Source organism: Candidatus Methylopumilus universalis (assembly GCF_006364435.1).
In the GTDB taxonomy this organism is placed as follows: Bacteria; Pseudomonadota; Gammaproteobacteria; order Burkholderiales; family Methylophilaceae; genus Methylopumilus; species Methylopumilus universalis.
In genome coordinates, this window is record NZ_CP040977.1 from 483,990 (window position 1) to 510,390 (window position 26,401).

Annotated in this window: 28 protein-coding genes; 12 read left to right on the top strand and 16 right to left on the bottom strand. The window is 37.7% G+C overall.

Annotated elements, in window-relative coordinates; genetic code table 11:
* Positions 1 to 10: 10 nt before the first annotated feature.
* A complete protein-coding gene (locus FIT70_RS02765; protein WP_139874427.1) occupies positions 11 to 2,152 on the bottom strand; it encodes a YgiQ family radical SAM protein in 2,142 nt (713 codons plus the stop codon).
* 86 nt (positions 2,153 to 2,238) lie between these two features.
* On the opposite strand from FIT70_RS02765, the gene FIT70_RS02770 reads away from it, so the two are divergent.
* On the top strand, positions 2,239 to 2,982 hold the full coding sequence (locus tag FIT70_RS02770) for a sulfite exporter TauE/SafE family protein (protein ID WP_139874428.1): 744 nt from the start codon (positions 2,239 to 2,241) through the stop codon (positions 2,980 to 2,982).
* Positions 2,983 to 3,046: 64 nt separating this feature from the next.
* Here FIT70_RS02770 and FIT70_RS02775 read toward each other — a convergent pair whose 3' ends face one another.
* The 7 genes from FIT70_RS02775 to iscX form a co-directional block, all read right to left on the bottom strand.
* Positions 3,047 to 3,385, bottom strand: coding sequence for a helix-turn-helix transcriptional regulator (locus tag FIT70_RS02775; RefSeq protein ID WP_139874429.1), 339 nt, complete (start codon positions 3,383 to 3,385; stop codon positions 3,047 to 3,049).
* The gene (locus FIT70_RS02780; RefSeq protein ID WP_139874430.1) at positions 3,386 to 3,631 is read right to left on the bottom strand and encodes a helix-turn-helix domain-containing protein; all 246 of its coding nucleotides are present in this window, start codon (positions 3,629 to 3,631) and stop codon (positions 3,386 to 3,388) included.
* 68 nt (positions 3,632 to 3,699) lie between these two features.
* Positions 3,700 to 4,287: a response regulator transcription factor gene (locus FIT70_RS02785; RefSeq protein ID WP_139930530.1), complete on the bottom strand. Its 588-nt coding sequence runs from the start codon at positions 4,285 to 4,287 to the stop codon at positions 3,700 to 3,702.
* A complete protein-coding gene (locus FIT70_RS02790) occupies positions 4,280 to 5,710 on the bottom strand; it encodes a sensor histidine kinase (RefSeq protein ID WP_139874432.1) in 1,431 nt (476 codons plus the stop codon). The genes FIT70_RS02785 and FIT70_RS02790 overlap by 8 nt, the downstream gene beginning before the upstream one ends.
* Positions 5,711 to 5,723: 13 nt before the next feature.
* A complete protein-coding gene (locus tag FIT70_RS02795; protein ID WP_139874433.1) occupies positions 5,724 to 6,608 on the bottom strand; it encodes a transporter in 885 nt (294 codons plus the stop codon).
* Between the two features lie 69 nt (positions 6,609 to 6,677).
* Positions 6,678 to 8,054, bottom strand: a complete 1,377-nt coding sequence (locus tag FIT70_RS02800) for a phosphomannomutase/phosphoglucomutase (RefSeq protein ID WP_139930532.1) — start codon at positions 8,052 to 8,054, stop codon at positions 6,678 to 6,680.
* A 3-nt stretch (positions 8,055 to 8,057) separates the two neighbouring features.
* Positions 8,058 to 8,252: a Fe-S cluster assembly protein IscX gene (gene iscX / locus FIT70_RS02805; RefSeq protein ID WP_028817852.1), complete on the bottom strand. Its 195-nt coding sequence runs from the start codon at positions 8,250 to 8,252 to the stop codon at positions 8,058 to 8,060.
* A gap of 158 nt (positions 8,253 to 8,410) precedes the next feature.
* Between iscX and glyA the strand changes: the two genes are divergently transcribed.
* From glyA to ftsB, 8 genes are all read left to right on the top strand, one after another.
* On the top strand, positions 8,411 to 9,658 hold the full coding sequence (gene glyA, locus FIT70_RS02810; RefSeq protein ID WP_139930534.1) for a serine hydroxymethyltransferase: 1,248 nt from the start codon (positions 8,411 to 8,413) through the stop codon (positions 9,656 to 9,658).
* A 21-nt stretch (positions 9,659 to 9,679) separates the two neighbouring features.
* Positions 9,680 to 10,126 (top strand): transcriptional regulator NrdR, encoded by a 447-nt coding sequence (gene nrdR, locus FIT70_RS02815; protein WP_028817854.1) that lies wholly within the window; start codon positions 9,680 to 9,682, stop codon positions 10,124 to 10,126.
* Complete coding sequence (gene ribD, locus FIT70_RS02820; protein ID WP_139930536.1) at positions 10,127 to 11,209, top strand: bifunctional diaminohydroxyphosphoribosylaminopyrimidine deaminase/5-amino-6-(5-phosphoribosylamino)uracil reductase RibD; 1,083 nt, start codon at positions 10,127 to 10,129, stop codon at positions 11,207 to 11,209.
* A 9-nt stretch (positions 11,210 to 11,218) separates the two neighbouring features.
* Positions 11,219 to 12,016 (top strand): TatD family hydrolase, encoded by a 798-nt coding sequence (locus FIT70_RS02825; RefSeq protein WP_139930538.1) that lies wholly within the window; start codon positions 11,219 to 11,221, stop codon positions 12,014 to 12,016.
* A 355-nt stretch (positions 12,017 to 12,371) separates the two neighbouring features.
* A complete protein-coding gene (locus FIT70_RS02830; protein WP_139867453.1) occupies positions 12,372 to 14,015 on the top strand; it encodes a CTP synthase in 1,644 nt (547 codons plus the stop codon).
* On the top strand, positions 14,012 to 14,848 hold the full coding sequence (gene kdsA, locus FIT70_RS02835; RefSeq protein WP_139930540.1) for a 3-deoxy-8-phosphooctulonate synthase: 837 nt from the start codon (positions 14,012 to 14,014) through the stop codon (positions 14,846 to 14,848). The genes FIT70_RS02830 and kdsA overlap by 4 nt, the downstream gene beginning before the upstream one ends.
* Before the next feature lie 28 nt (positions 14,849 to 14,876).
* On the top strand, positions 14,877 to 16,163 hold the full coding sequence (eno, locus tag FIT70_RS02840; RefSeq protein WP_139870227.1) for a phosphopyruvate hydratase: 1,287 nt from the start codon (positions 14,877 to 14,879) through the stop codon (positions 16,161 to 16,163).
* Positions 16,164 to 16,169: 6 nt separating this feature from the next.
* A complete protein-coding gene (gene ftsB / locus FIT70_RS02845) occupies positions 16,170 to 16,493 on the top strand; it encodes a cell division protein FtsB (protein ID WP_139930542.1) in 324 nt (107 codons plus the stop codon).
* Here the strand turns inward: ftsB and ygfZ are convergent.
* The 7 genes from ygfZ to FIT70_RS02880 are packed head-to-tail and all read right to left on the bottom strand — an operon-like array spanning position 16,490 to position 22,765.
* Positions 16,490 to 17,410 carry a CAF17-like 4Fe-4S cluster assembly/insertion protein YgfZ gene (ygfZ, locus tag FIT70_RS02850; protein WP_139930544.1) on the bottom strand — a complete coding sequence of 307 codons (921 nt, stop codon included), beginning with the start codon at positions 17,408 to 17,410 and terminating at the stop codon, positions 16,490 to 16,492. The genes ftsB and ygfZ overlap by 4 nt on opposite strands.
* Positions 17,388 to 18,362 carry a vWA domain-containing protein gene (locus FIT70_RS02855; protein ID WP_139930546.1) on the bottom strand — a complete coding sequence of 325 codons (975 nt, stop codon included), beginning with the start codon at positions 18,360 to 18,362 and terminating at the stop codon, positions 17,388 to 17,390. Before FIT70_RS02855 ends, ygfZ begins: the two co-directional genes overlap by 23 nt.
* Positions 18,363 to 18,366: 4 nt before the next feature.
* Entirely contained in the window at positions 18,367 to 18,921 is a 555-nt protein-coding gene (locus tag FIT70_RS02860) for a hypothetical protein (protein ID WP_028817860.1), read from the bottom strand.
* Positions 18,912 to 19,889, bottom strand: coding sequence for a vWA domain-containing protein (locus FIT70_RS02865; protein WP_139930548.1), 978 nt, complete (start codon positions 19,887 to 19,889; stop codon positions 18,912 to 18,914). The genes FIT70_RS02860 and FIT70_RS02865 overlap by 10 nt, the downstream gene beginning before the upstream one ends.
* Positions 19,886 to 20,878 carry a hypothetical protein gene (locus tag FIT70_RS02870; protein ID WP_139930550.1) on the bottom strand — a complete coding sequence of 331 codons (993 nt, stop codon included), beginning with the start codon at positions 20,876 to 20,878 and terminating at the stop codon, positions 19,886 to 19,888. The genes FIT70_RS02865 and FIT70_RS02870 overlap by 4 nt, the downstream gene beginning before the upstream one ends.
* 4 nt (positions 20,879 to 20,882) lie before the next feature.
* Positions 20,883 to 21,743, bottom strand: a complete 861-nt coding sequence (locus FIT70_RS02875; RefSeq protein ID WP_139930551.1) for a DUF58 domain-containing protein — start codon at positions 21,741 to 21,743, stop codon at positions 20,883 to 20,885.
* A 5-nt stretch (positions 21,744 to 21,748) separates the two neighbouring features.
* A complete protein-coding gene (locus FIT70_RS02880; protein WP_139874443.1) occupies positions 21,749 to 22,765 on the bottom strand; it encodes an AAA family ATPase in 1,017 nt (338 codons plus the stop codon).
* 160 nt (positions 22,766 to 22,925) lie between these two features.
* Between FIT70_RS02880 and fabA the strand changes: the two genes are divergently transcribed.
* Both fabA and fabB read left to right on the top strand, forming a co-directional pair.
* Positions 22,926 to 23,441, top strand: a complete 516-nt coding sequence (gene fabA / locus FIT70_RS02885) for a 3-hydroxyacyl-[acyl-carrier-protein] dehydratase FabA (protein ID WP_139930553.1) — start codon at positions 22,926 to 22,928, stop codon at positions 23,439 to 23,441.
* 24 nt (positions 23,442 to 23,465) lie between these two features.
* On the top strand, positions 23,466 to 24,698 hold the full coding sequence (gene fabB / locus FIT70_RS02890; protein ID WP_139930555.1) for a beta-ketoacyl-ACP synthase I: 1,233 nt from the start codon (positions 23,466 to 23,468) through the stop codon (positions 24,696 to 24,698).
* On the opposite strand, the gene FIT70_RS02895 is transcribed toward fabB, so the two are convergent.
* Complete coding sequence (locus FIT70_RS02895) at positions 24,695 to 25,063, bottom strand: Mth938-like domain-containing protein (protein ID WP_028817867.1); 369 nt, start codon at positions 25,061 to 25,063, stop codon at positions 24,695 to 24,697. The genes fabB and FIT70_RS02895 overlap by 4 nt on opposite strands.
* Positions 25,064 to 25,169: 106 nt before the next feature.
* Here FIT70_RS02895 and FIT70_RS02900 point away from each other — a divergent pair, with 106 nt between their 5' ends.
* Positions 25,170 to 26,396 carry a pyridoxal phosphate-dependent aminotransferase gene (locus tag FIT70_RS02900; protein WP_028817868.1) on the top strand — a complete coding sequence of 409 codons (1,227 nt, stop codon included), beginning with the start codon at positions 25,170 to 25,172 and terminating at the stop codon, positions 26,394 to 26,396.
* Positions 26,397 to 26,401: the final 5 nt, after the last annotated feature.

The window sequence follows — 26,401 nt, forward strand, 5'->3', positions numbered from 1 at the left end:
AAGTTAATGTTTATCGAGCACGTTTGAATATTTTTGTTGTGGGCGTTTTATTTCTAGCAAATTGATGCATTCGTCTGGAATGATTTTCAGATAAAGGTTGTCTTGCAGGGATGAGATGTTTTTTGCTATCTCCAATTAAATCAGTTCGACCCATGCGTTGTAATGCCTCACGTAACATTGGCCAATTTTTAGGATCATGGTAACGAATGAATGCTTTATGAAGTCTTCGTACACCACCTGCTCGAGGAATAGGAATTTCTTCACTATCTTTCGTCACTTTACGTAAAGGATTTTTACCTGAGTGATACATAGCTGTGGCCATTGCCATCGGTGTTGGTGTGAATGTTTGCACTTGGTCTAATTTAAAATCGTGCTCTTTCAACCATAAAGCCAAGTTCATCATATCTTCATCAGTGGCACCTGGATGCGCTGCAATGAAGTAAGGAATTAAGTACTGTTCTTTACCAACTTCTTTTGAGAAGCGATCAAACATTTCTTTGAATTTATTATATGAACCTATACCTGGCTTCATCATTTTAGATAATACATTTTCTTCCGAGTGCTCAGGCGCAATTTTTAGATAGCCACCCACATGGTGCTGCACTAATTCTTTTACATACTCAGGCGAAGTAACAGCTAAGTCGTAACGAAGGCCTGATCCAATGAGTACTTTTTTAATGCCTTTGGTATTTCTTGCTTTTCGATAAAGCTCTATGAGAGCAGTATGGTCAGTATTTAAATTTTCACAAATGCCTGGGTAAACACAAGAAAGTTTTCGACACGAAGCTTCAATTTTTTCTGACTTACAAGCCATCCGATACATATTAGCTGTAGGTCCCCCGAGGTCTGAAATGACACCTGTAAATCCATCTACCTTATCTCTAATTTCTTCAACCTCTTTTAGGATACTTTCTTCTGAACGACTCTGAATAATTCGACCTTCATGTTCTGTAATAGAACAGAAAGTGCACCCACCAAAACACCCGCGCATAATATTGACTGAGAAGCGAATCATTTCCCATGCAGAAATTTTCGCATCGCCGTAGCTAGGATGCGGTTTTCTTGCATAAGGAAGGTCGTATACATAATCCATTTCTTTTGTAGTGAGCGGAATAGGGGGCGGATTAAGCCAGACTTCTCTATCACCATGTCTTTGGATAAGCGCTCGCGCATTTCCTGGATTGGCTTCTAAATGAAGAACACGCGATGCATGTGCATAAAGTACAGGGTCATCAACCACTTCCTCAAAGCTTGGTAAGCGAACAACCTGCATACTTCGATCAGCTTTTGTTTTTCGAACCACCTTGATAACTTGCATGCCGTCGGGTAATTTTTCCTCATTCGATTTGGCGTTAGTTTCACATTCAGTGCCTGCGCCCATTTTCATCTCATAAGGATCTATATGTGTTTCAACTTTTCCAGGGCGGTCAAGATGCGTGGAAGCTATTTCCTCCCAGCCTTCAGGAATTTTTTTACGCAAGAAAGCCGTGCCTCGAATATCTTGAATATTTTCTACTTTTTCTCCATCAGCGATGCGATGTGTAAGTTCAATGAGCGCTCGTTCAGCATTGCCATATAACAAGATATCAGCCTTAGAATCTACAAGAACTGAGCGACGCACTTTGTCAGACCAGTAATCGTAATGTGCAATTCTACGAAGACTTGCTTCAATACTGCCAATCACTAAAGGCACATCAGAAAATGCTTCTCGACAACGCTGAGAGTAGACGAGTACTGCTCGATCAGGTCTTTTGCCAGCAACAGCACCTGGTGTATAGGCGTCATCTGAACGAATCTTTCGATCAGCCGTATATCGGTTCACCATGCTATCCATATTGCCAGCCGTGATACCAAAATAAAGATTAGGCTTTCCTAATGCTTTAAATGGTTCGGCACTTGACCAATCAGGCTGCGACAAAATACCTACTCGGAATCCTTGCTCTTCTAGCAGTCGCCCAATTAAAGCCATACCGAAACTAGGGTGATCTATGTAAGCGTCACCTGTCACCAAAATGATGTCACAACTATCCCAGCCTAATGCATCCATCTCCAGGCGTGACATAGGCAGCATAGGGGCAGTGCCAAAGCGCTTAGCCCAATAAGGGCGGTATTTATTAATCGCTTGCGGCGTTGAATGTGTGGCATTTTGCATAGTTGAGTATTTTACCCTGATAATTCTATTAAACGCTTTATAATTAGCTACTTAAAAGAATTTAACTCAGTAAACGAGGGGTCTTTATGTACTTTGAATTGATTGATGTAGCGATTAGCTTTTGTTTATTAATTGGCGCAGTCTTATATACATCGGTAGGACATGCTGGTGCGTCAATCTATATTGCGATTATGACCTTATTTAACATTCCAAGTGCTGTGATTAAACCTACCGCATTAGTTATGAATATTTTTATTGCCTCATTTACGAGCTGGCGTTTCATACGAAAAGGGTTTTTTGATTTTAAAGTTTTATTACCGATCGCAATCGGCGCAATACCTTTTGCATTTTTAGGTGGTTTTATAAATGCACCTAGTCATATCTACAAAACTATCGTGGGCATCATTCTTTTAATATCAGCTATTTCTCTCGTAACGAACCTTTCTACTAAGATCGATAAAAAACTTAAGAAGCCTCCATTTTTTTTAGCAGTTATTATTGGCTCATGTATTGGATTTTTAGCCGGCTTGACTGGAACAGGAGGTGGAATCTTTTTATCTCCACTTATTTTATTTTTAGGATGGAGTTCAACAAAAACAACTTCAGGAATCACAGCGCTTTTTATTTTAATTAATTCAAGCTTTGGTTTACTTGGAAATTATTCTTCAGTACAAAATTTACCAGATCAATTACCGTTATTTATAGGTGCTACATTGATAGGTGCTTTGATTGGCACAACACTCGGCATAAAGTTTTATACAGCCAATACCATTAAAAAAGTATTAGCATTAGTTTTGGTAATAGCAGGCTTTAAATTGTTGCTTACATAAAACAAAAACCCCCACATACCGCGATATATATGTGGGGAAAAAGCTATCCCAAGGGCTAGTTTTTTTATGAGGTCTTAGCTAAAACAGACGGATGAATTCCAAATCTTGCCTTGAAATTCACTGAGAATCTCCCCAAATGCTTATATCCAACGTCTAAAGCAACATCTGTAGTTTTTCTAGTTTTTTTATGGCTTTTAATTAATTCGTACGCAAGCATTAGTCTTTGTTCTTCGATATATTCAAAAGGCGTTTTCGAAAAATATTTTTGAAATAAAAGCTGAAGCGACCTTTCCGAATACCCCGTAAATGTCTTTAAATCAGCCATAGTTATTTTATTAGAAAGTCTAGAATTAATATATTGCGTAGCTAGCTCTAGCGCTTTGTGAGTATTTACTTGAGTCATTTAGCTGAGAGACATATGGTCAGTGTGGAGAATTACATCTGAAATTTTTAGATCAAGTGCTTTAGCATATTTTTTAACACATACTAATTTAAGTGTTGGGGATGGAAAGTGATGAGGTTTATTTTCTTCAATAGATATAATTTGTCTTTCAGCCAAACATAACTCATGAGCAATGTCTAAAGTTGACATACCTCGCTCAATTCTTTTTTGTTTCAATAAGCTAAAGTTATATAAATCTTTTTCCATGGAAAGATAATAAAGTTATATTCGTTCCATGAATATCCTTCAAAAGGATGATGTTGAGGGGGGGCAGACTACCTAGCTAATTCGATCAACTTAGAAAGTGAATTTACCTTCAATTTCCTCATCACTTCAGACTTGTATTGCTTAACGGTAGGCAATGATAAATGGAGCTTGTCGATAAGCTCTTGGTTGTTTAAACCCTGAAGAAGTAAATTGTAGACTTCAAGCTCTCTCGGAGATAAATTTTTGAGTAGGACGTTTAAATTGATTTCCTTTAGTTCGATACGAATAGCTTTTGTAACTGCATTAATCAATTCGTCAATATCAAATGGCTTTACTAGGAATTCAATAGCGCCTTGTTTCATGGCATCAACACTTTGCTGAATACTAGCCTCGCCACTAATAAAAATTATTGGGGGGTTGATATTTTTTTCCAAAAGCATACGATGCAAATCAACGCCGCTTATATCAGGAAGTTGAATATCAACAATTACGATTGCCGGCCTTTCAAAGGGTAGGGTTTGTAAAAAATCTTTAGCCGTATTGTATGATTTTGTAATAAAACCTTTGAAAGCTAATAAAGATTCAATACTACCCCGCTGCGAAACATCATCTTCTATTAGATGAATAGTAATTTTTTTATCTGATTTACTAGACATTGTTTGATATCGGAAGCTCAATTAAGAATTCCGCACCACTTAAGTATGCTTTATTGACGCTCAGGCTTCCCTTATGTCTAGTAATTATATATTTTGATAACCATAAACCTATACCAGAATTCGAAATTTTTGAGCTTTCATAAAGTTTAAATATTTTGCCCTGCATTTTTCTTGATATACCCGGACCGTTGTCAGTAACCGAGCAGAATAATTTATTATTTTTAGTGAAAGTTTTAATTTCAATCACTTTATTTTTTTTTGATGTCAAAGATAAAGCATCAATTGAATTTTGTATGAGATTAGAAAATACCTGCCTTAATTCATCTGTATTCATATTTACCTTTGCAGATGAATTTAATAGAAATTTAATTTTTATATTTTTTTCTTTTATTGATTCTTTAAATATAGGCTCCAAAGACTGAACAAAAGTATCAAATATCTCAGATCGATAAATAGACTTATTTTTTGAAAACATGGATTTCAAAGTTGCTATAATTTTCGCTGCCCTATCATTGTCCTTAATAATATTTTTGATAAGTATTTTTTCTTTTTTACCCTTAATCAAGAGATTTAAATGTTGACTATTTGTTTTCATAGAACCAAGAGGCTGATTAATCTCATGGGCAATGGAAGCAGAAAGGGCAGCAGAAATCGCTGTTTTATTTGCTGTCACGAGTGAATTGATAAGTTTGTATTTTTCGTTCAACAATAGTTTAATTTTGGTATTTTCAATTATATTTTTTGTGTTTAAAGCAGCCATTTTCTCTGACCAATAACCATTAATAGAAATATATGACCATATATTCACAATTAAAAGAACCCAAAGCAGTGCCGCTGGGATTAAAGGTACGTCATTCAGGCTATCAATAAATCCATAATCGCTTGATAGAAGAATGATTATTCGAGCAATAAGTAATATAAATTCAGCAAAAGTTGTAATTGCGAAGATTTTAAGATAATACGACTCACGAAATAATTTCTTCTCTTTAATCTCTGAGAGCAATAAAAAATAAACTATAAATGCCAGACAAGCACTAAAAATTTGTCTATCAATAAAGTTACCTTTATTTCTTATAATTTCAAAGCCTATGGCATAAAAGATAATTAGTAGCGTATAAATTTTTACATGTCGAGGTGTAATTTCTTCTTTCAGACTCTTTGTATAAAAAATCATTAATACAAGTGAGATAAAATAAATAGTGTTACTGAGGGTGAGAAAAAAAGAACCTCGATCTAAGCTTGACATTATCAATGATCCAACAGCGACGCCTAAGATACCAAGCGAACTTAGAATAAGGGATATAGACCAGTATTTCAGTGATTTTTCTTTAGGATATATTTTTACTAAGGATATGGAATTTACAAAAATACCTATTTGTATTAGTGCAATCGTAATAAAAATAAAGGGAATAAGAAAATTCAATTAATTGACCTCTTTAAAATTTAAATGCATATCTTGCAATAAGACGATGATCTTCAATATAGCTATTTTCGTTTGTAAATTCTGAACCATACTGCAGCATGAGTCGACCAAAATTATAGATACCTTGCCCTGTTAATTGGTAGCGATGAATTTTGTTGATATTACCTTGGTCGATACTATCTAATGTATTCTCACCCCCCACAGTATAAAAATAACCAACCGACGCTGAATATGTTGGATTGAAAACATACTGTAATCCGGTTTGAAAATTATAGAGCGGATCTTTTTCTAACTTTCTGTTCCCCAAAAATTGATTGTTATCACTGGCTAAAACTACATCTATCGCGGTCATCCAGTTAATATTATCAACCAGCTTTCTTTGATACCCTGCCTGAAATGCAGTTTGATAAACGTTACTTCCAATATTTACAGTACGATTTTTATCATAATCACCTGTTGGTAGAGTCAGGTAAGTAGCAAGACCAAAGTATTCCTCTTTCGCTCGATCGACATAAGGCCATAAAGCAAATGCAAAAGTAGTGTCACCAATACCATTTGAATTAGCATTAGCTAAACCCACAGGAATATTTGTATGTTCAAGATGATTTATAGATGTTTGTGCATAGACAACAGACGGTATTTGATTAATTTCAAAAGCATGACTAAGTCTTAATAGAAAAGCATTTTGATTGATATTGCTAGTGTTTGGTGTTTTAGAGCCGTGAGAATATTTGTCACCTTTTTCAACATACACATAAGACATCTGTGCCGCATTGAATGTCCCTACGGGCGCTCTTATTTCGCCTGGCTGAAGGTCGATTGCAAAAGTGATGTTACTTATCATCGCGAGTGTGATGACATATAAAAGTTTGAATTTATTCAGATAGTTAATTAACATTAAGTCACTTTAACTGAATAGACAGTTGATTGATTATCCTGCGATCGTAGGATATTGTTCGTCTCGATTTTAAAAAGGCAAAACTGAACCTGGAGTTGCCAAGGTTAAAACATCTCTAAAAGAGCCTTGAATTCTTTCAAGTGCAATTTTATTCTCAGCTTCAAATCTTAAAACAATGACGGGTGTTGTATTTGATGCGCGCATTAAACCAAACCCATCTTCATACTCAACTCTTAATCCATCGACTTTAATAATTTCGAGTGCATTATCGAATTGTGCTTCCGTTTGTAATTTTTTAATTAAAGCGTGAGGTTCACCTTCTTCCATTTTAATTTGAAGTTCGGGTGTGCTAATGCTATTTGGTAAATTATTTAAAACTTCAGATGGATTATCAAAGCGACTTAATATTTCAAGAAGTCGAACGCCTGCATAAATACCGTCATCAAATCCATACCAACGTTCTTTAAAGAAAGTGTGTCCACTCATTTCTCCTGCAAGTGCGGCATTTTCTTCTTTCATTTTAGCTTTAATAAGGGAATGACCTGTTTTCCACATCAAAGGCTTACCGCCTTTATCTTTGATCCACTGAAATAAATTACGTGTTGATTTCACATCAAAAATAATCGTCGCATTTGGATTGCGACTTAATACATCCTCTGCGAATAATAAAAGTTGTCGATCGGGATAAATGATTTGACCATCTTTTGTCACAACACCTAAGCGATCCGCATCACCATCAAATGCAAAGCCTAATTCAGCATCACTTTTCTTAAGGTGTGCTATGACGTCATTAAGGTTGTGAGGTTCGGAAGGGTCGGGGTGGTGGTTAGGGAATGTGCCATCCACATCACAAAATAATTCTTCAACAGAACATCCAATACTTTCATAAATTTTTCGAGCATAAGCCCCTGCAACACCATTGCCACAATCTATGACAATTTTCATGGGGCGTTTCAAATGGATATGATTTTTGATCGCTTCAATATAATCATTCGCAATATCATATTTTTTTTCAATGCCCTGGCCTTCATAAAAACTTTCTTTTTCTATACGGGCGTAGAGTTTTTGTATGGCCTCTGTGGATAGCGTGTCGCTACCTAAAACCATCTTCAAGCCATTGTAGTCAGGCGGATTATGACTTCCTGTCACCATCACGCCTGATTGGGTTTTAAGAAAGAAGGTAGAAAAATAAACCATGGGTGTGGTGACCATGCCGAGATTAATGACGTGAATACCTGTTTTAAGTATGCCTTTTATAAGTGCGTTCGATAGTTCTGGGCCTGAAAGTCTTCCATCAAAACCAACGCAAATTTCTGTTTGCTTTCGGTCAATCGCTTCACTGCCAATCGCGCGACCTATGATTTCTACAAATTCAGGTGTTAGAGTTTTGCCTACAATGCCCCGGATATCGTAGGCTTTAAAAATCTCTTTCGGAAGTAAAGCCATGATTTATTCGGACTCTTCAATCCATGCGAGCTGAATGGCTTCTAGAATTTTTTCCCCGCATTTATTAGGGTCATCCTGAAAGCCTTCAAGATCTAGGATCCACTGGTATAAGTCAGTAAATCGAATTGTCTTAGGGTCTATATCAGGATGTTTGTCGTATAAAGCCTCAGCAATCCTTTGACTATCAGTCCAATGCATAGAAACCTTCCTCTTCAATATAGTTGAAAGGATTATAACTTTTAGATTTTATCTAAGATAGAACTTCATTAAGAAAGATAGGTCAGACCCATGATAAAATATCGATTTTCTGAGATAAAAATCTCTAATCATTTTAAATACATAGCGGAAATATAGACATGTTTAGCAAAGCTCAAAAATTAAGTATGGTGGACCCGGAAATTGCACTTCAAGTCACTCAGGAAGTAAAACGACAAGAAGACCACATTGAGCTCATTGCTTCTGAAAACTATACAAGCCCTGCCGTGATGGAAGCTCAAGGTTCTCAGCTCACAAATAAATACGCAGAAGGATATATTGGTAAGCGTTTTTATGGCGGCTGTGAATTTGTAGACAATGTCGAACAAATCGCGATCGATCGCCTTAAAAAATTATATGATGCTGAATATGTGAATGTGCAACCTCATTCAGGTAGCCAAGCTAATCAAGCTGTTTACTTTTCGATACTGAAACCCGGCGATACGATCATGGGTATGAATTTAGGGCATGGTGGGCATTTAACTCACGGCTCACCTGCAAACTTATCAGGCAAACTTTTTAAAGTCGTACCTTATGGCCTCAATGCAAATGAGGAGATTGATTACGATGAAATGGAAAAGCTTGCGATTGAATCAAAGCCTAAACTTCTTATTGGGGGCGCTTCAGCTTATGCCTTACGTTTTGATTGGGAGCGCATGTCGCAGATTGCAAAAAAAGTGGGTGCTTATTTTATGGTAGATATGGCGCACTACTCAGGACTTATTGCTGCAGGCGTTTATCCTAGTCCAGTGCCTTTCGCAGATTTTGTAACATCCACCACACATAAAACTTTAAGAGGCCCTCGTGGCGGTATTATCTTGGCGAAAGCTGAATTTGAAAAAAGCATTAATAGTTTTGTGTTCCCTGGTATTCAAGGCGGGCCATTGATGCATGTGATTGCAGCTAAGGCAGTTGCTTTTCTAGAGGCTTTAAAACCAGAATTTAAAGTGTATCAAACACAAGTGATTAAAAATGCACAAACGATGGCTGAGTCACTAAGTAAACGTGGTGTACGTATTATTTCTGGCCGCACTGAGTCACATGTCTTTTTAGTTGATTTAAGACCTAAAGGTTTAACCGGAAAAGCAGCAGATGTTCTTTTGGGACAAGCACATATCACGGTCAATAAAAATTCAATTCCTAATGATCCAGAAAGTCCTTTTGTGACTTCAGGGATTCGTATCGGATCTCCTGCAATCACAACCCGTGGTTTCAAAGAAAAAGAAGCTGACATGGTGGCGCAAATGATTGCAGACATCCTCGATCATCCTAACGACGAAAAAGTTATTAATGAGACCAAAGCCAAAGTAGTTGCTTTAACGGCTCAATTCCCAGTTTATGGGTCTTAAATATAGATTTTCATATCCCAAGTGAGATGCCCATTCTGCGGAACTGATGATACCCAAGTCGTTGACTCAAGAGTAAACGATGAAGGCAATTCCATTCGACGTCGACGTCGTTGTTCAGAATGTGATAAACGTTTTACAACTTATGAATCAGTCGAACTCACACTTCCTCAAGTTGTGAAGCAAAACGGTAAACGCGAAGACTTTAGTCGAAACAAACTTCACCAATCATTTAGCCGCGCGCTTCATAAACGCCCGGTGCCTGTTGAATATATAGAGCAAGCCATTGAACGTATCATTCAAAAAGTTTTAGCTTATGGTGAGAAAGAAATCACCGCTAGAGAGCTAGGCGAAAACGTCATGCATGAATTAAAAAAAATGGATAAGGTGGCTTATATCCGATTCGCATCTGTCTATAGAAGTTTTTCCGATGTCGAAGATTTCCATGATGTTATCCGCGATCTTGATTAAATGAACTCACAATCACCTCAATTTTTCATGAGTGAAGCTTTGAGGCTTGCAGAAAAAGCTTTATTCACAACATCCCCCAATCCAAGAGTTGGTTGTGTCATTGTTCAAGATGGTGCAATTGTAGGTCGTGGCTTTCACGAAAAAGCTGGTGAGTCTCATGCTGAAGTGATTGCGTTAAAAGAAGCAGGCAGCCAATCTGAAGGCAGTGATGTATATGTCACATTAGAACCTTGTTCGCATACTGGCAAAACACCACCATGTGTAGATGCATTAATTGAAGCTAAGGTTAAAAAAGTATTCATTGCGATGCAAGATCCGAATCCCATAGTTTCCGGCCGAGGTATTCAAAAATTAAAAGACGCTCATATTGAAGTTGAGCTAGGCGTGATGGAAGCCCAAGCGCAATTATTAAATATAGGTTTTATTTCTCGCATGACAAAGCAATTGCCTTATGTAAGAGCGAAGCTTGCAGTATCAATAGATGGCAAGACTGCACTTCATAACGGCAAGAGCCAGTGGATTACAGGCGATGCAGCCAGGGCTGATGTTCAATACTGGCGCGCTTCTTCCTGCGCAATTATTACAGGTATTGGTACTGTATTACATGACAATCCAAAACTCTCTGTGAGACTTTATAAACATGCGCGGCAACCTTTACGTGTAGTTGTGGATTCAGAATTAAAAATTCCATTAGAGTCAGACATACTTCTTGAAAAACCATTACTTATTGCTTATGCAAATGATAAGCAAAAAAAGTTACCACAATTAAAATCATTGGGTATCGAATGTATTCAATTAGACGATAGCGGCAAAGTTGATTTAGCATCACTTCTAAAAGAGCTCGCAAAAAGAGAGGTGAATGAAGTATGGATTGAAGCGGGAGAGGGTCTTAATGGCGCATTCCTAAAAGCTAATTTAATTGATGAGCTGATCATTTATTATGCACCTGTGATTTTAGGTTCAGAAGCTAAGGGTATGTTTACACTGCCGGCTTTTGAAAATTTAGAAAATAAAATTACCACAACACTTTTAGATCATCGCTGGGTTGGTCAAGATCTAAGAATGCGATTCAAACTAAAGTAACCATTCACCATGCTCATCGATAGCCACTGTCATTTAGATGCATTAGAGTTTAGAGATGAGCAAGATGCAATTATTAAAAACGCGCTTCATCATGGCGTTGAAAAAATTATTATTCCCGCAGTTAACCGAAAAAGTTTTGATGACGTCATCGAGCTTAGAAAAAAATTTCCCAATTGCTTTTACGCTTTAGGTTTTCATCCTATGTATATTCATGACATGAAGGATGGTGATATGGACACGCTGAAATCTTATTTAAAAACATACGAACCGGTCGCAGTAGGTGAGATTGGTTTAGATTTCTTTGTGACTAAAGATAATAAGACCATTCAAGAAGAAATTTTTGTGGCTCAATTAAAATTAGCAAGTGCTTTTGATTTGCCAATCATTATGCATGTCAGACAAGCGATTGATGATGTGCTTAAAAATTTAAGACGCTACCCAGTCAAAGGTGGTATCGCTCATGCCTTTAATGGCAGCATGCAACAAGCTGAAGCTTTTATTGAGATGGGATTTAAATTAGGCTTTGGTGGTGCAATGACATATAAGAGGGCGACACATATTCAAGCGCTAGCTAAATCATTACCTATAGAGTCTATTGTGCTAGAGACAGATGCGCCTGATATTCCGCCATCATGGCTAGGACATCAAGGAAGAAATACTCCTGGAGAATTACATCAGATCGCAACTTTTTTTGCCGAATTACGAGGTATGAATTTAACTTCCGTGATTGAAACGTCACATCAAAATACGCTCGATGCACTCCCCAAAATAGTGCAGTTATGCACATCTGCTGAGAATTTACATTAAGTGTGAACAAAAATCCTAATGGAATTAGGGACATAAGTTAAGTCATTGATTTTAAATAACTTTTATTTAGCTTAAAAAATAAGCGATCCAAAAAAACGCTTATAAATTCAAGAGTTATAAATTTATGTCATCTTTATCCACAAAGTTATCCACAGATTTTGTGGAGATGTTTTTTTAGTAAAACGGGTTGACAGCGCTCTATTTTATCCATTTAAAGAAAGCCTATTTTCTTGTTGATTTAGATAAAAAACGTTGAAATCCCTTTCCCTATTTGAGAAACCTCAAACTTCAATTGTGAGACACATAGCTTTAAAGTAAAATAGACTCCCGTCAGCAATTATTTAAAAGCCTTTCCATGACCAAATACGTGTTTGTTACTGGCGGTGTCGTTTCTTCCTTGGGGAAAGGTATCGCAGCCGCTAGTCTCGGTGCAATCTTAGAGTCACGAGGTATCAAAGTAACGATGCTCAAACTCGACCCTTATATTAACGTCGACCCTGGCACGATGAGTCCATTCCAGCATGGCGAAGTCTTCGTTACAGATGATGGCGCAGAAACTGATCTTGATCTTGGCCATTACGAGCGGTTTATCTCAGCGCGTATGGGTAAGAAAAATAATTTTACGACAGGCCAAATATACGACAGCGTGATTCGCAAAGAGCGACGTGGTGAATATTTAGGCAAGACCGTTCAGGTCATCCCGCATATTACAGATGAAATAAAATTACACATTAAAAATGGCGCTAATGGTGCCGATGTGGCTATTGTTGAAGTCGGAGGGACAGTAGGCGACATTGAGTCACTTCCTTTTCTAGAGGCTATTCGACAAATTGGATTTGAAGAGGGTCGTGAAAATGCATGTTACATCCATCTGACTCTTCTTCCTTTCATTTCAACAGCAGGTGAATTAAAAACAAAGCCAACTCAACATTCTGTTAAAGAGTTAAGAGAGATTGGTATTCAACCAGATATTTTAATTTGTAGAGCTGATCGCGCTATTCCTGATGAGGAAAGAAAAAAAATAGCGTTATTTACAAATGTTGCACCTGAAGCAGTCATCTCAGCAGTTGATTCAGATTCCATTTATAAAATACCAAGTTTATTGCATCAGCAAATGATTGATGAAATCGTTTGTCACAAATTAAATATTCTGGCAAAACCAGCAGACCTATCTAGCTGGGAAAAAATTACCGATGCACTTAAACACACCAAACATAATATTGATATCGCATTCGTGGGTAAATATGTAGACCTCACTGAGTCTTACAAGTCTCTCACAGAAGCATTAATACACGCTGGTATCCATACATCATCAAAAATTAAAATTCATTATCTTGATTCAGAAGAAATTGAAAAAAGTGGTACCAAGCCATTAGCAAATATGGATGCTATTTTAGTGCCTGGTGGTTTTGGTAAGCGAGGTACTGAAGGCAAAATTAAAGCAATTCAATTCGCACGAGAAAATAAGATTCCATATTTAGGTATTTGTTTAGGCATGCAACTCGCTGTGGTTGAGTTTGCAAGACATAAAGCCATGCTTAAAAATGCAAACAGCTCTGAATTTGATCAGGATGCTGAACATCAAGTTATTGGATTAATTACGGAATGGAAATCATCTGAAGGTGCGATTGAAAAAAGAGATGATTCTTCAGACTTAGGCGGCACCATGAGACTAGGCGCACAGAAGTGTCCAATTGAATCTGGAACTTTAGCACATAAGATTTATGGAGCTGAAGTAAACGAACGTCATCGCCATCGTTACGAAGTAAATAATCATTATGTAGATCAATTGATTAAAGCAGGACTAATAATTTCTGCCAGAACGCCTTTTGAACAGCTCTGTGAAATTATAGAATTACCGCAAGATCAGCATCCTTGGTTTATTGGCTGTCAGTTCCATCCAGAGTTTACTTCTAATCCAAGAACAGGTCATCCATTATTCAAAGCGTACATTCAAGCAGCGCTTAAATATAAACAATCTAAAGGAAGTGCATCATGAAACTATGCAACTTTGATGTTGGATTAAATCACCCACTTTTCTTAATTGCAGGTCCATGTGTTATAGAGTCTGAAGCAATGACTTTAGATGTAGCAGGGCAATTAAAAGAAATTACTACAGCGCTCAATATTCCATTTATTTTTAAATCCTCTTTTGATAAAGCTAATCGAAGTTCTAATAAAACCTTTAGAGGTTTTGGTATCGATGAAGGATTAAGAATTTTATCTGAAGTAAAAAAACAAATTGGTGTACCCGTTTTAACCGATGTGCATGATCAATTTCAAGTTGAGCAAGTTGCAAGCGTTGTGGATGTTCTACAAACACCCGCCTTTTTATGCCGACAAACGGATTTTATTAATGCTGTTGCAATTTCAGGTAAGCCTGTAAATATAAAGAAAGGCCAATTTTTAGCCCCTGGCGATATGAAACAAGTGGTTACCAAAGCCAAAGAAGCTAATGGCGGCCTAGATAATATTATGGTGTGTGAGCGAGGCGCATCTTTTGGTTACAACACGCTTGTCTCAGATATGAGAAGTTTATCTATTATGCGAGAAACAAATTGCCCAGTCGTTTTTGATGCAACACATTCAGTGCAGCAACCTGGAGGGCAAGGGGATAAAAGCGGGGGGCAAAGTGAATTTGTGCCTGTCTTGGCAAGAGCTGCTGTGGCGAGTGGTATCGCAGGTATTTTTATGGAAACACATCCAAATCCAAAAGAAGCATTATCTGATGGCCCCAATGCGTGGCCACTTAAAAAAATGAAAGCTCTACTTGAAGTGTTAGCTGAGATTGATAGGTCAGTTAAAAAAGCAGGCTTCATTGAAATGTCTTAAATAATTAACTGCACATGAAGGAATAAGAATGAGTTTTGTGAAACAAATCGTTGCTCGAGAAATTATTGATTCGAGAGGTAACCCAACTATTGAAGCTGATGTTTTTTTAGATTCTGGCGTGATGGGAAGAGCGATGGTTCCGTCAGGTGCCTCCACAGGAAGCAAAGAAGCGATTGAGCTTCGAGACGGTGATGCGAAACGTTATTTTGGAAAAGGTGTGTTAAATGCAGTAAGGCATGTCAATACAGAAATTGCGAAAGCTGTAATAGGTCTTGATGTGGATGATCAAACATTGATTGATCAAACCATGATTGAACTAGATGGAACTGATAACAAAGGCCGATTAGGTGCCAACGCTATTCTTGCGGTTTCAATGGCATCTGCTGTAGCCGCAGCCAAAAATTCTAATGTACCTCTTTATCGTTATCTTGGTGGCTCAAGCCCCATGCAATTACCTACACCTATGATGAATGTGATTAATGGTGGTGCGCATGCAGACAATAATGTCGATATGCAAGAGTTTATGATTATTCCAGCTGGAAGACCCACATTTAGAGAAGCAATGCGCTGTGGTGCAGAAGTTTTTCAATCACTTAAAAAAACATTAAGTAAAAAAGGATTTTCAACCACCGTGGGTGATGAAGGTGGTTTCGCACCGAACCTTCCATCTAATGAGTCTGCTATCCAGATGATTATGGAAGCAATATCTCAAGCGGGATATGAGCCAGGTCGTGATGTCTATCTTGGACTTGATTGTGCAAGTACTGAATTTTATAAAGACGGGAAATATCATCTTGCTTCTGAAAACTTATCTTTATCAGGTGAGCAATTTACTGACTATCTAGCTACATGGTGTGACAAATATCCAATCATCAGCATTGAAGATGGTATGAGTGAGTTTGATTGGGATGGATGGCATGTATTGACACAAAGACTAGGCAAACATATTCAGCTTGTTGGTGACGATCTTTTTGTAACCAATCCAAAAATTTTAGATGAAGGCATTAAGCGTAAAGTAGCCAACTCTGTTTTAATTAAAGTAAATCAAATTGGCACGCTCACTGAAACATTTGAGACTATTGCGATGGCAAAAAAAGCAGGTTATACCGCAGTCATTTCCCATCGTTCTGGTGAAACTGAAGATACAACCATTGCTGATTTAGCGGTTGCTACGAATGCATTGCAAATTAAGACGGGCTCACTTTCAAGATCTGAACGTATTGCAAAATACAATCAATTGCTTCGCATTGAAGAGGAGCTTGGTAGCGCTACATCTTACGCAGGCCTTGCTTGTTTTTATCAATTGAGTAAATAATTTGATATGAAATCTTTAACCATTATTTTTGTTGTGTTAGTAGCTTTAATGCAATATCCATTATGGTTTGGCAAAGGTAGTTGGTTTCGCGTTTGGAGTTTAAATCAACAAATCGAAATTCAAAAGAATACAAATACTGATAATCAGATAAGAAACAATGTGCTTAATGCTGAAGTAAGTGATCTAAAGCAAGGTTTTTCAGCTATTGAAGAAAGAGCTCGCAACGAACTCGGTATGATTAGGCAAGATGAAATATTTTTCCAAGTCACAAATCACGAAAAAGATAAAAAAGACACTGAAGTTCCAAGTAATACAAAAGCTAAAAACTAATCAAATATTTTTTTATCTTCAGACATAATTTCTATTACATGGTTTTTGATAAAGAGCGCTTCTTGCGCTTGATCTACTCTTATTTCAATCAGCATGTTAGTTCTAAGTTCATTTTCTTTCGCTGACCTTACTAGCTGACCTATGACTTCTTTTTTTTCATTGATGATTTGGTCACCAGGCGTCAGATCATCTTCTAATTCGATAAAGGCTCGGAACATTCGTCTTTTAACTTTACCTAAATAGTGAGTTCTCGCAACGATTTCTTGCCCTGTGTAACAACCCTTTTTAAAATTAATACCATCAATAAGATCCATATTTATAGACTGCGGGATGAAAGCTTCTTGTGTGGTTGGGTAAATATTAGGAATGCCATCAAAAATATTTAAATTGTCCCAGGATTCCATACTCATAGACGTATATTCAGGTAAGTTGAGTTTCATAAATGTATTGACTTTGGCAGTGTCACCCATTAATTGATAACGTTCAGTATTTTTTCCTACACGCATAATCATGACGTTATGCGATCTCACAATATCTAAATAAGTTTCCGGAAGTTTAATATCTTGATTAAGGAGAGGTTTAGATCCTACAAAACCTACGCATGTAAATTGATTGTCTAGTAAATTCAAAGAAACTTTTGATCGCAGAACGTACATTTTAAGTCGACGAAGAATAGGTTCTGCAATCGAGCTATCTATCTGTATATGAATTGAGTCATGCTCTTCGAAACACAGCATAAAGGCCAAGACTCTTCCTTTAGGATTGCAAAAGCCAGCAAACAAAGCTTTATCATGTGAGATGAGTTTGATGTCTTGTGTGAGCTGACCTTGCAGGAACTTGACCCGATCGTCACCCTCAACTTTAATCATTGAAGAGGTGCTAAGAAGAATGAATTTATTGTCTAAATTTAATGACATGTTGAATTATTTTTTTTATCGAAATAAATCGAAGACTAAAAATGATGCCTGCGAGCGAAGCAAAAAACCATTTAAGGTGAAAATCTGCTTTATCTTGCCATGCAGGTTTTTGTTTTTTCATCGCACTTAAAATATTAAGGACTGAATCTCCTCTTACATAAATACCATTAATTTGTTTTGTAATATCTTTGAGGTAAGCCTCATCTAATTTAGACATATAACGATCACTTTCACCGCCTGCGACATTATCATCTCGTGTACCAATATTTGCTTCTGAGATTTGTGCTATACCTGGTTGCAAGGCAAAGCTTTCGTTAGACCAATAGCCAATCAATTGATTTTTTCCATCGAGTTTTGGAATAGGGGCTCCCTTCAGGCTTCCAATCCCTACAATCACCCAGTCACTCCCCCCTTGAAATTGAGCTAGGTCTTTTGTATTGAATGCATGAAGCTTTGGTGCTTCTTCGCCATCCGTAAAATAAACCACTTGCGAGTTTTCAGGGAAACTTCTAATTAAACGTGCGAGCGTAAAAAAGGACTCTCGCACCCGAGAATTGCCAGACCAACCTGACCGCCAATCTAGATGATCGATTGTATCTTCAATGGCATCAAAATTTTCACAGACTTCAATAGGCGTATAAGAAGCTGCCACACTTACACCCACGAACATTCCAATACTTACTTTTGTGCCACAAGGGAGTTCAGACATAATTTCATGAAGACTATGCTTCATATACTGGAGTCTTGATACGGGCTTATTCATGATGGACATATCTACTGTGTTCATGCTTTGAGAAATATCAGCCACAAACATGTAGTTATAAATATTATGTTTAAGCGGTATGGATGGATTGATGATGGCGAGCGCCATAAATCCGATAGCTACGATTAGTGAGAGGGTGTCCGAATCGAGATTGGATCTCGATTTTATTTTCTTAAGCCACTCTTTCATAAACTTAAGGTAAGCCTACGGGAATATTCCCCAGAATCAGTCCAGGTGAATCCGAGTCGCCAATACCTGGTGTTGGGTTGGCAGGTAATATCATCAGGACACGATCGAGATTATGTTTCACATCCCACGCATGGTTATCTATTTTAATTGAGAGCATATAAGCTGCTTTTGCTTGCCTAAATAAATACTCAGTTTCATTCTTTACGGTCATATCTGTTCCATTGATCGCTAATGCACGTTTAAAGAAAATATTGCCGACATTATAATGAATGTCTGCTTTCTGTGACTGAGTAGCCACAGGTAAAAGATTTGAAAAAAGAATACCTGCTTCCTTATATCTTTCTTTAGTCGTGAGCCAGTAAGCTGTTGCATAACGAGCCTCAAAACTATTGATGAACATACGAGGCGACTTACCTTCTGAAATGTTTTGATTAAATACTTGAATATTTTTTAACTCGATAAATTGTTTAATAAATATACCGAGAGAGGTGATAAGAAGTGCAACAAAAAGCCAAGTAAGTTTTTTGGTGCTAAAAATATTTTTTGTGATTAAAGCCATGACCTTACCTCTATCAGTTTAAGTGTAAGTAAAGCAATCATTAAAAGTGCAGCCGTGACAAAGCAATGTGTTGAATAATCTTGCCCAGGAATTTTTTCGAAATATTTAATTGGTTTCTTTTCTTTTTGATTAATATCTTCGATCGCTTTTTGGAGTGTTTTAGGATCTTCAGCTTCATAAGCTTGGAAGGGTGAGTTAAGTGACTTAAAGAATTCATTTAATTCGATTTGAGGGGGTAGCGCATCATCATCTCTTGCTTTGAATGATGTGTTAAAAATACTGATACCACCAGGCTGTCTTAATACAATCCAATAAAGACTAATTTTAAGTCGGCCAAACCAATCTTTAATTTTTTCTTGAGTCGCAGCATCAATACGTCCAGCACCATCTGAAAGTAAGATCACAGCTCTTGAGCCTGAGTCTGGTACCTTGTTAAATAATTCTGCGCCTGTCGTCAGTCCACTTCCTATATTGGTTTGAAATAATGCGTTTCCAGCCGTGGCTCTGACCGCTGCAATGATTGCATTTTTATTGTCTGTTAATGGTAAAACATACATCGCAGAGTTACTAAAAGAAACCATACCCATCATGTCGTTTTTTCTTGAGTTTACAAAATCTGTAATCAATCTTGCCGCCGCTGCAGATTTCATTTCGCCTACTTTTGATTCATCCTTCCCTGCAAAGGGATCATCCATACTGGCACTTCGGTCTAATACCAAACCAATTTGAGCGCCTATCCCTGTTTTTTCAATTTCTCTTTGTTGAGAGTGGGGACCGCTCAATCCTACGATAATTGTAATTAGAATGAGTGTGGCAATAAATTTTAAAATGATTGCAATGATGCTTGAGAGACGGTCTTTTGGAATCATTTCATTCCATGAATAATATTGAAGAGAAGTCTCTTTAAAAATTAGCGGAATAAATGCTAAGGGTAAAAACCATAACACCCATGGAAATGAAAGCGTCATTTAGCAATACCTTCCACAAGTGAGCTTTTATCGACGATCAGTTTTCTTTCACAATCTCGACAATGCTTCGAGAAATTCTTCAGCCATTTGAGTATTGCTTCGTTGTCCTGTTTTTTTGATGAAGCATTAAAAAATACGAGCGTTGAAAGCTTAAAAAACTCTCGAAGTTCCGCGTCGATATTTTCAAAAGAATTATTTTTTGCGTAAAGAAGAGATAGCGTGTCTTTAAATAGTGTTTTTCCTGTCACAAGATCGAATGCGCGATGCATATCTGTCATCGCTTTTTCAACAGAAGCAGGTGTGGCTTTGAGTTTACTAATGGTGCGATGTGTTCTTGCAAATACACCCCGCGCATTAGGTAGCCAAGCATATTGACTATAAATATAAAGGAGGCCGATTAATGAGAGAAGCGCAATGATGCCAGAAATTTTTAAGGTTTTAATGGGGCCTGCTTCGTCTATTAAAATGACACCTCGGAGAGGGCTCATATCTTCTTCGATTTTGACATTACCAAATATAGAAAGTGGGGAAATTGCGATTCGACGTTCAGGGATTCTATATTTAAATACTTTCTTTTCAGGGCTATTAGGATTTAAGACTCGAATATATTCAGCGGGTAAAAATCCTGGCTTAGCGACCACGTTATTGGTAAAGATTTGGTAAGTGAGATCAAGCGTTAATGTTGTTGATGTTTTACCTTCTTTTAACACATGCTCCATAGTATCTAAAATAATGCCCAAATCTTGACCCTTGTATTTTCTTTCATAGCCAGGAATGGGGAGAGACTCTTTGATAAGCACATAAGGTTTTTTAATAGTGATTTCAATATGTCTTGAAGATTTATCACCAATCGTATAACCGACTTGCTGTAAAGGCTCTTTGATTTTGATAGATACGATACCCTCTTTAATATCAGGCCATTCTTGAGCATCTAGCGCAAAACTTGAGGTTGACAGTAAAAGCATCCAGAAGGAAATAAGATATTTCATAACCTTAGGCGCCTACAAATTGATTAAAGTATTCAGTCATTTTATTTGCATCGAAATGCTCATCTACAAAAAAAGGTGGGATATCAAAATTCATAAAAGCTTTTGTAATCGCCGCACGTCTTTTTTCAAACGAATCTACAATTTTTTCTTTTAATTCTTTTCTTAAGAAAAGCGTGTCCTTTTTGCCGCTCTCAGGATCGGTAATAGTCACAATGCCAAAATTAGGTAGGTTGATATATTCTTTCTTGTCCCACAGCACAATAGGAACCACGTGATGCCTCATAAGATTCGATAAACAATTTTCCAATTCAACTTCTGGTATATGAAAGTCTGAAATGAAGAAAATAAGTGCGCGCTCGCGCGGCATGTATTGGTAAAGATCTTTAATGGCTCGGTTTGATTTATTTGTGGATGTAAATTTTTTAAGGTCATGGATGAGCGTCATGGCATGTTGCGATCTAAATGAAATAGGCGCTAACCAATCCTCTCTAATTTCATCATCAAAACCTACAAGCCCTAGCGCATCGTGACGGTCAATCACTGAATGTGCAATCGATTGAGCAACTTCGGCTGCAAGATTAATTTTTTTATTTTTTCCACCAAAATTCATACTGGCAGATAAGTCACACACAATCATGACGGGTGTTGCACTTCGCTGATTGAATATTTTGACGTGAATCTCACCTAAAGGATCTCGAATCGATTGACGAATATCAATGCGCCTTGGATCAGGATAAGAGAGGAGTGTTGTGTGACCCGCAAACTCAATACCCATCCCTCTCTGGTTGCTTTTATGGCGACCAGGATGTTTGCCTTTAGATTTCCACCCGATGTGGTAATCAAATAATGGAGCGGCTTGTGTCATGTTCTTTAAGGTGCGTTGATAGCGTTTAGAATACCATTCGTTAAATCGCGAGCAATCACAGTTCTTCGCATTTCATAAACAGGATTAAATACGAGTCGATGTGCAATGGTTTCGTGGAATACGGCATGGATATCTGCAGGGGTTACGGATGTGCGATCATTAAGCCATGCATTTACACGCGCAGCTTTCATCATCATACTCATGCCGCGCGGACTCGCGCCTGATACGATCAATCGGTTCATATCAATATCGGATAGCTTGATGCCATAATCGCCTGGATTTTTTGTAGCTTTCCATAAGCGCAATGCATAATTTTTTAATGCTTCAGTCGCTTTAACATTTTCTTGAATCGTTTCTGAAAGTTCATTGAGCTTATTGAATTTAATCAAATCAGGTTTCACTTCCTCAATGAGCTTATCTGCATTATGAAATTTAGTTTCAAAGACGAGGTCTTTCATCATCTCATCTGCTTTTGGAATAAGAATAGGTATTTCCATCATGAAGCGATCTCGGGCTGCAGAGGGAATCTCAAATGTTTCTTCGCGTTCTACTTGGTTTCGATCCGCGAATACCACCATATGTGGGAAGTAGTGTTCTTTATTAAATGCAGACAATGTTTTCTCTGCCATGATTCTTAAGAGCAATGAATGCACTTGTGGCCTTGCTCGGTTAATTTCATTAAAGAAGAAAATAGATAGATCACTGCCTGACATCAAAATAGGGCCGGGGCTTACATGGGGCTTACCATCTTCACCAAGATAGGTGTGATAAATAAGATCGTTTGGCATAAGATCAATCGTACCTTCAATACGTTGATAGCCGCCACCAATGGCGCGCGTGAAAGCTTTAAGTAGTGTTGTTTTTCCAACACCCACATCACCTTCTAGCAGAACGTGACCACGTGCAAAAATTGAAGTAGTAATAAGCCTTACAGGACTCTCTTGTCCTACAATGACTTTATTAATTTCTGTTTCAAGTTTGACTGCAAGCTTTCTCCAGTCGGCCAGATTTTGGTCGCTCATATGGAATCCCTAATAGATGAAATTGTTTGTTGAGTGTTTTACTATGACTTTCATAGTAGCGTAATAATTTATCAGGGTAAATAGATAAAAACACGATAAAATAGTTGAATTATCAAAGAACATTTTCCACAATTTTTATTATCAACTGCTTATAAATTCAATGTCTAAAAAAAATAGCTATACAAAAGAAGAGCTTTTGTCTTGTGGTCGAGGGGAGATGTTTGGGCCAGGAAATGCTCAACTTCCATTACCTCCTATGCTTATGTTCGATCGTATCGTTGCCATTACAGATGAGGGTGGCGAATATGGCAATGGACAGATTATTGCTGAACTAGATGTCAATAAAGACCTTTGGTTTTTTGGTTGTCATTTTGAGGGTGATCCTGTGATGCCGGGCTGCCTTGGACTCGATGCAATGTGGCAGTTGGTTGGTTTTTATCTAGGATGGAAAGGCGGCTTAGGTCGGGGCCGTGCACTAGGCGGCGGAGAAATTAAGTTTACAGGCCAAGTATTACCTACTGCTAAAAAAATTACCTATGTTATTGATTTAAAAAGAGTAATTATGCGTAAACTCATTATGGGTATTGCTGATGCTAAAATGTCAGTCGATGGCCGAGAGATTTACCAAGCTAAAGATTTGCGTGTCGGTTTATTTACGCGTACTGACAATTTTTGATCGTTATTTAATGGGAGGCGACGCATGACCCGTCGTGTTGTTGTTACTGGATTAGGGATTGTATCTAGCCTAGGTAATAATAAAAAAGAAGTTCAAGATAGCTTATATCATGCTCGTTCTGGCATTACATTTCAGCCAGATTATGCTGCCATGGGATTACGCTCACATGTTGCAGGCTCCATCAAAAATCTTAATCTTGAAGAATTAATCGATCGTAAATTATTCCGCTTTATGGCGAAAGGTCACGCTTATGCATGGCTTGCTATGCAAGAAGCCATCGCAGATTCAGACTTGTCCGAAACTATGGTCTCAAATATACGTACCGGTTTGATTGTGGGCGCAGGCGGCGCTTCTCATGAAAGTATTCTAGACGGCATAGATACTATTCGAGAAAAAGGTATTCGACGTGTAGGCCCTTACATGGTGACTAAAGCGATGGCGAGTGGCGTTTCAGCATGTCTTGCCACAGGTGCCAAAATTAAAGGTGTGAACTATGCGATTACTTCTGCATGCTCAACAAGCGCACATTGTATTGGTGCAGGCGTTGAACAAATTCAACTAGGTAAACAAGATATTATTTTTGCAGGTGGCGCTGAAGAAGAGCACTGGACACTTTCTTTCATGTTTGATGGTATGGGGGCTCTTTCAAGTAAATACAATGAAACTCCAGAAAAAGCCTCGCGTACCTATGATGTGAATCGCGATGGTTTTGTCATCTCAGGTGGCGGCGGTATTTTAGTTCTAGAAGAATATGAGCATGCAAAAGCGCGCAATGCAAAAATTTATGCAGAAGTCGTAGGTTACGGTGCGACATCTGATGGTTATGATATGGTGGCACCAAGCGGCGAAGGTGCTGAGCGATGTATGACGCTTGCACTTCAAGGAATCGACCATGTCGATTACATGAATACACATGGCACAAGCACCCCTGTGGGTGATGTCAAAGAACTTGAAGCAATTCGTGCTGTATTTGGGGATAATAAATATGGCCCTATGCCACATATTGCGTCGACGAAATCTTTATCTGGCCACGCATTAGGTGCAGCCGGCGTCAATGAAGCGATCTACAGTCTTATCATGATGGAAAATAAATTTATTGCGCCATCAGTCAATATCGAAGAATTAGATCCTTTAGCGAATGGCCTTCCTATTGTGACAAAGCGTATTGATAATATTGAAGTGAAAACAGCTATTTCAAATAGCTTCGGTTTCGGCGGTACAAATGCGTGTCTTGTATTTTCAACAAAAAATCTTTAAAGCATAAGCGCAAGTAATACTTTACGCTCTTCGTTTGCCAAAATATTGTAGGTTCTGCATGCGGATTGATTGCTCATAGATTCAATAGCTATATTTTTCTTTGAAAAATATTCCAAGAGTCTGGGCTCAAGATGTTCTTGAGTATTGCCAGTACCCAATAAAATAATTTCAATATCTAAAGATTTGATAGCTTCAAAACTATTCTCGTTGATATCTTTAATGGTTTTGACCGACCATTCAAGAAGCAGTTGATCAGGGGTCACAATAAGACTTGATTGATGACGCACTTGGTTAACTTCCACCCAGTTTAAATCGTACCCCGTAATGAGATTTTTATTGTCAGATTGAATTAAGTGAAATTTCATAACATCGTGTTTTTAAAGAAATAAATTAAATCAAAACCCTCTCATTTGTTGGCGGAATGCGCGTTCACAAGGTAAGATATCATATATTCAAATATAGGTAATTAAATTGGCTCAGCTTAAAAAATCAACGAAATTAAATAACGTCTGTTATGACATTCGCGGACCTGTTTTAGCGCACGCTAAAAAAATGGAAGAAGAGGGTCATCGCATTATCAAGCTTAATATTGGTAATCCAGCAGCCTTTGGATTTGAGGCGCCCGAAGAGATTGTGCAAGACGTTATTCGTAATATGGGTAAAGCATCCGGCTATACAGATAGCAAGGGGCTTTTTGAGCCTAGAAAATCTATCATGCATTACACGCAGGAAAAAAACATTCCAAATGTGGATGTTGATGATGTGATTATTGGTAATGGCGTTTCAGAGCTTATCGTGATGTCGATGCAGGCATTGTTAGACAACGATGATGAAGTATTAATCCCAATGCCAGATTACCCACTATGGACTGCGGCTGTGACGTTGGCAGGCGGAAAACCTAGACATTATTTATGTGATGAAGCTTCTAATTGGTATCCTGATCTTAAAGATATCGAAAGTAAAATTACAAGCAAAACAAAAGCGATCTTAGTTATTAATCCTAACAATCCAACAGGCGCGCTTTATCCAAAAGAAATTTTAGAGGGCATTATTCAGATTGCAAGGAAACATAAGCTTGTTGTTTTTGCAGATGAGATTTACGACAAAGTGGTTTATGACAAAAAGAAACATATTTCGATCGCATCCCTTGCAGACGATCTTCTTTTTGTGACATTGAATGGCTTATCAAAAAACTATCGCGCATGTGGTTATCGTGCAGGATGGTTGGTCGTGTCTGGAAACAAAAAAGAATCTGGGGATTATATTGAAGGCCTTAATATGTTAGCTTCCATGCGTTTATGTGCGAACGTACCTGGACAGCTTGCCATTCAAACCGCTTTGGGCGGATATCAAAGTATTGATGATCTCGTAGCACCTTCAGGACGACTTTTTAAGCAAAGAGAACTTGCATACGACATGCTTGTGTCTATACCTGGTGTAACTTGTGTTAAGCCAGAAGCTGCGATGTATCTATTTCCTAAATTAGACCCAAAGATATATCCAATAAAAGATGATCAAGAATTTATTTTAAAATTATTAATTGATAAAAAAGTTTTATTAGTTCAAGGCACAGGATTTAACTGGAAAGATCCCGATCATATAAGAATTGTATTCTTACCCAATGAAGATGATCTTAAAGAGTCAATTAAGCGTATTGCAAATTATCTTGAAAACTTTAAAAAAAATACTGCGAACTAGAAAGT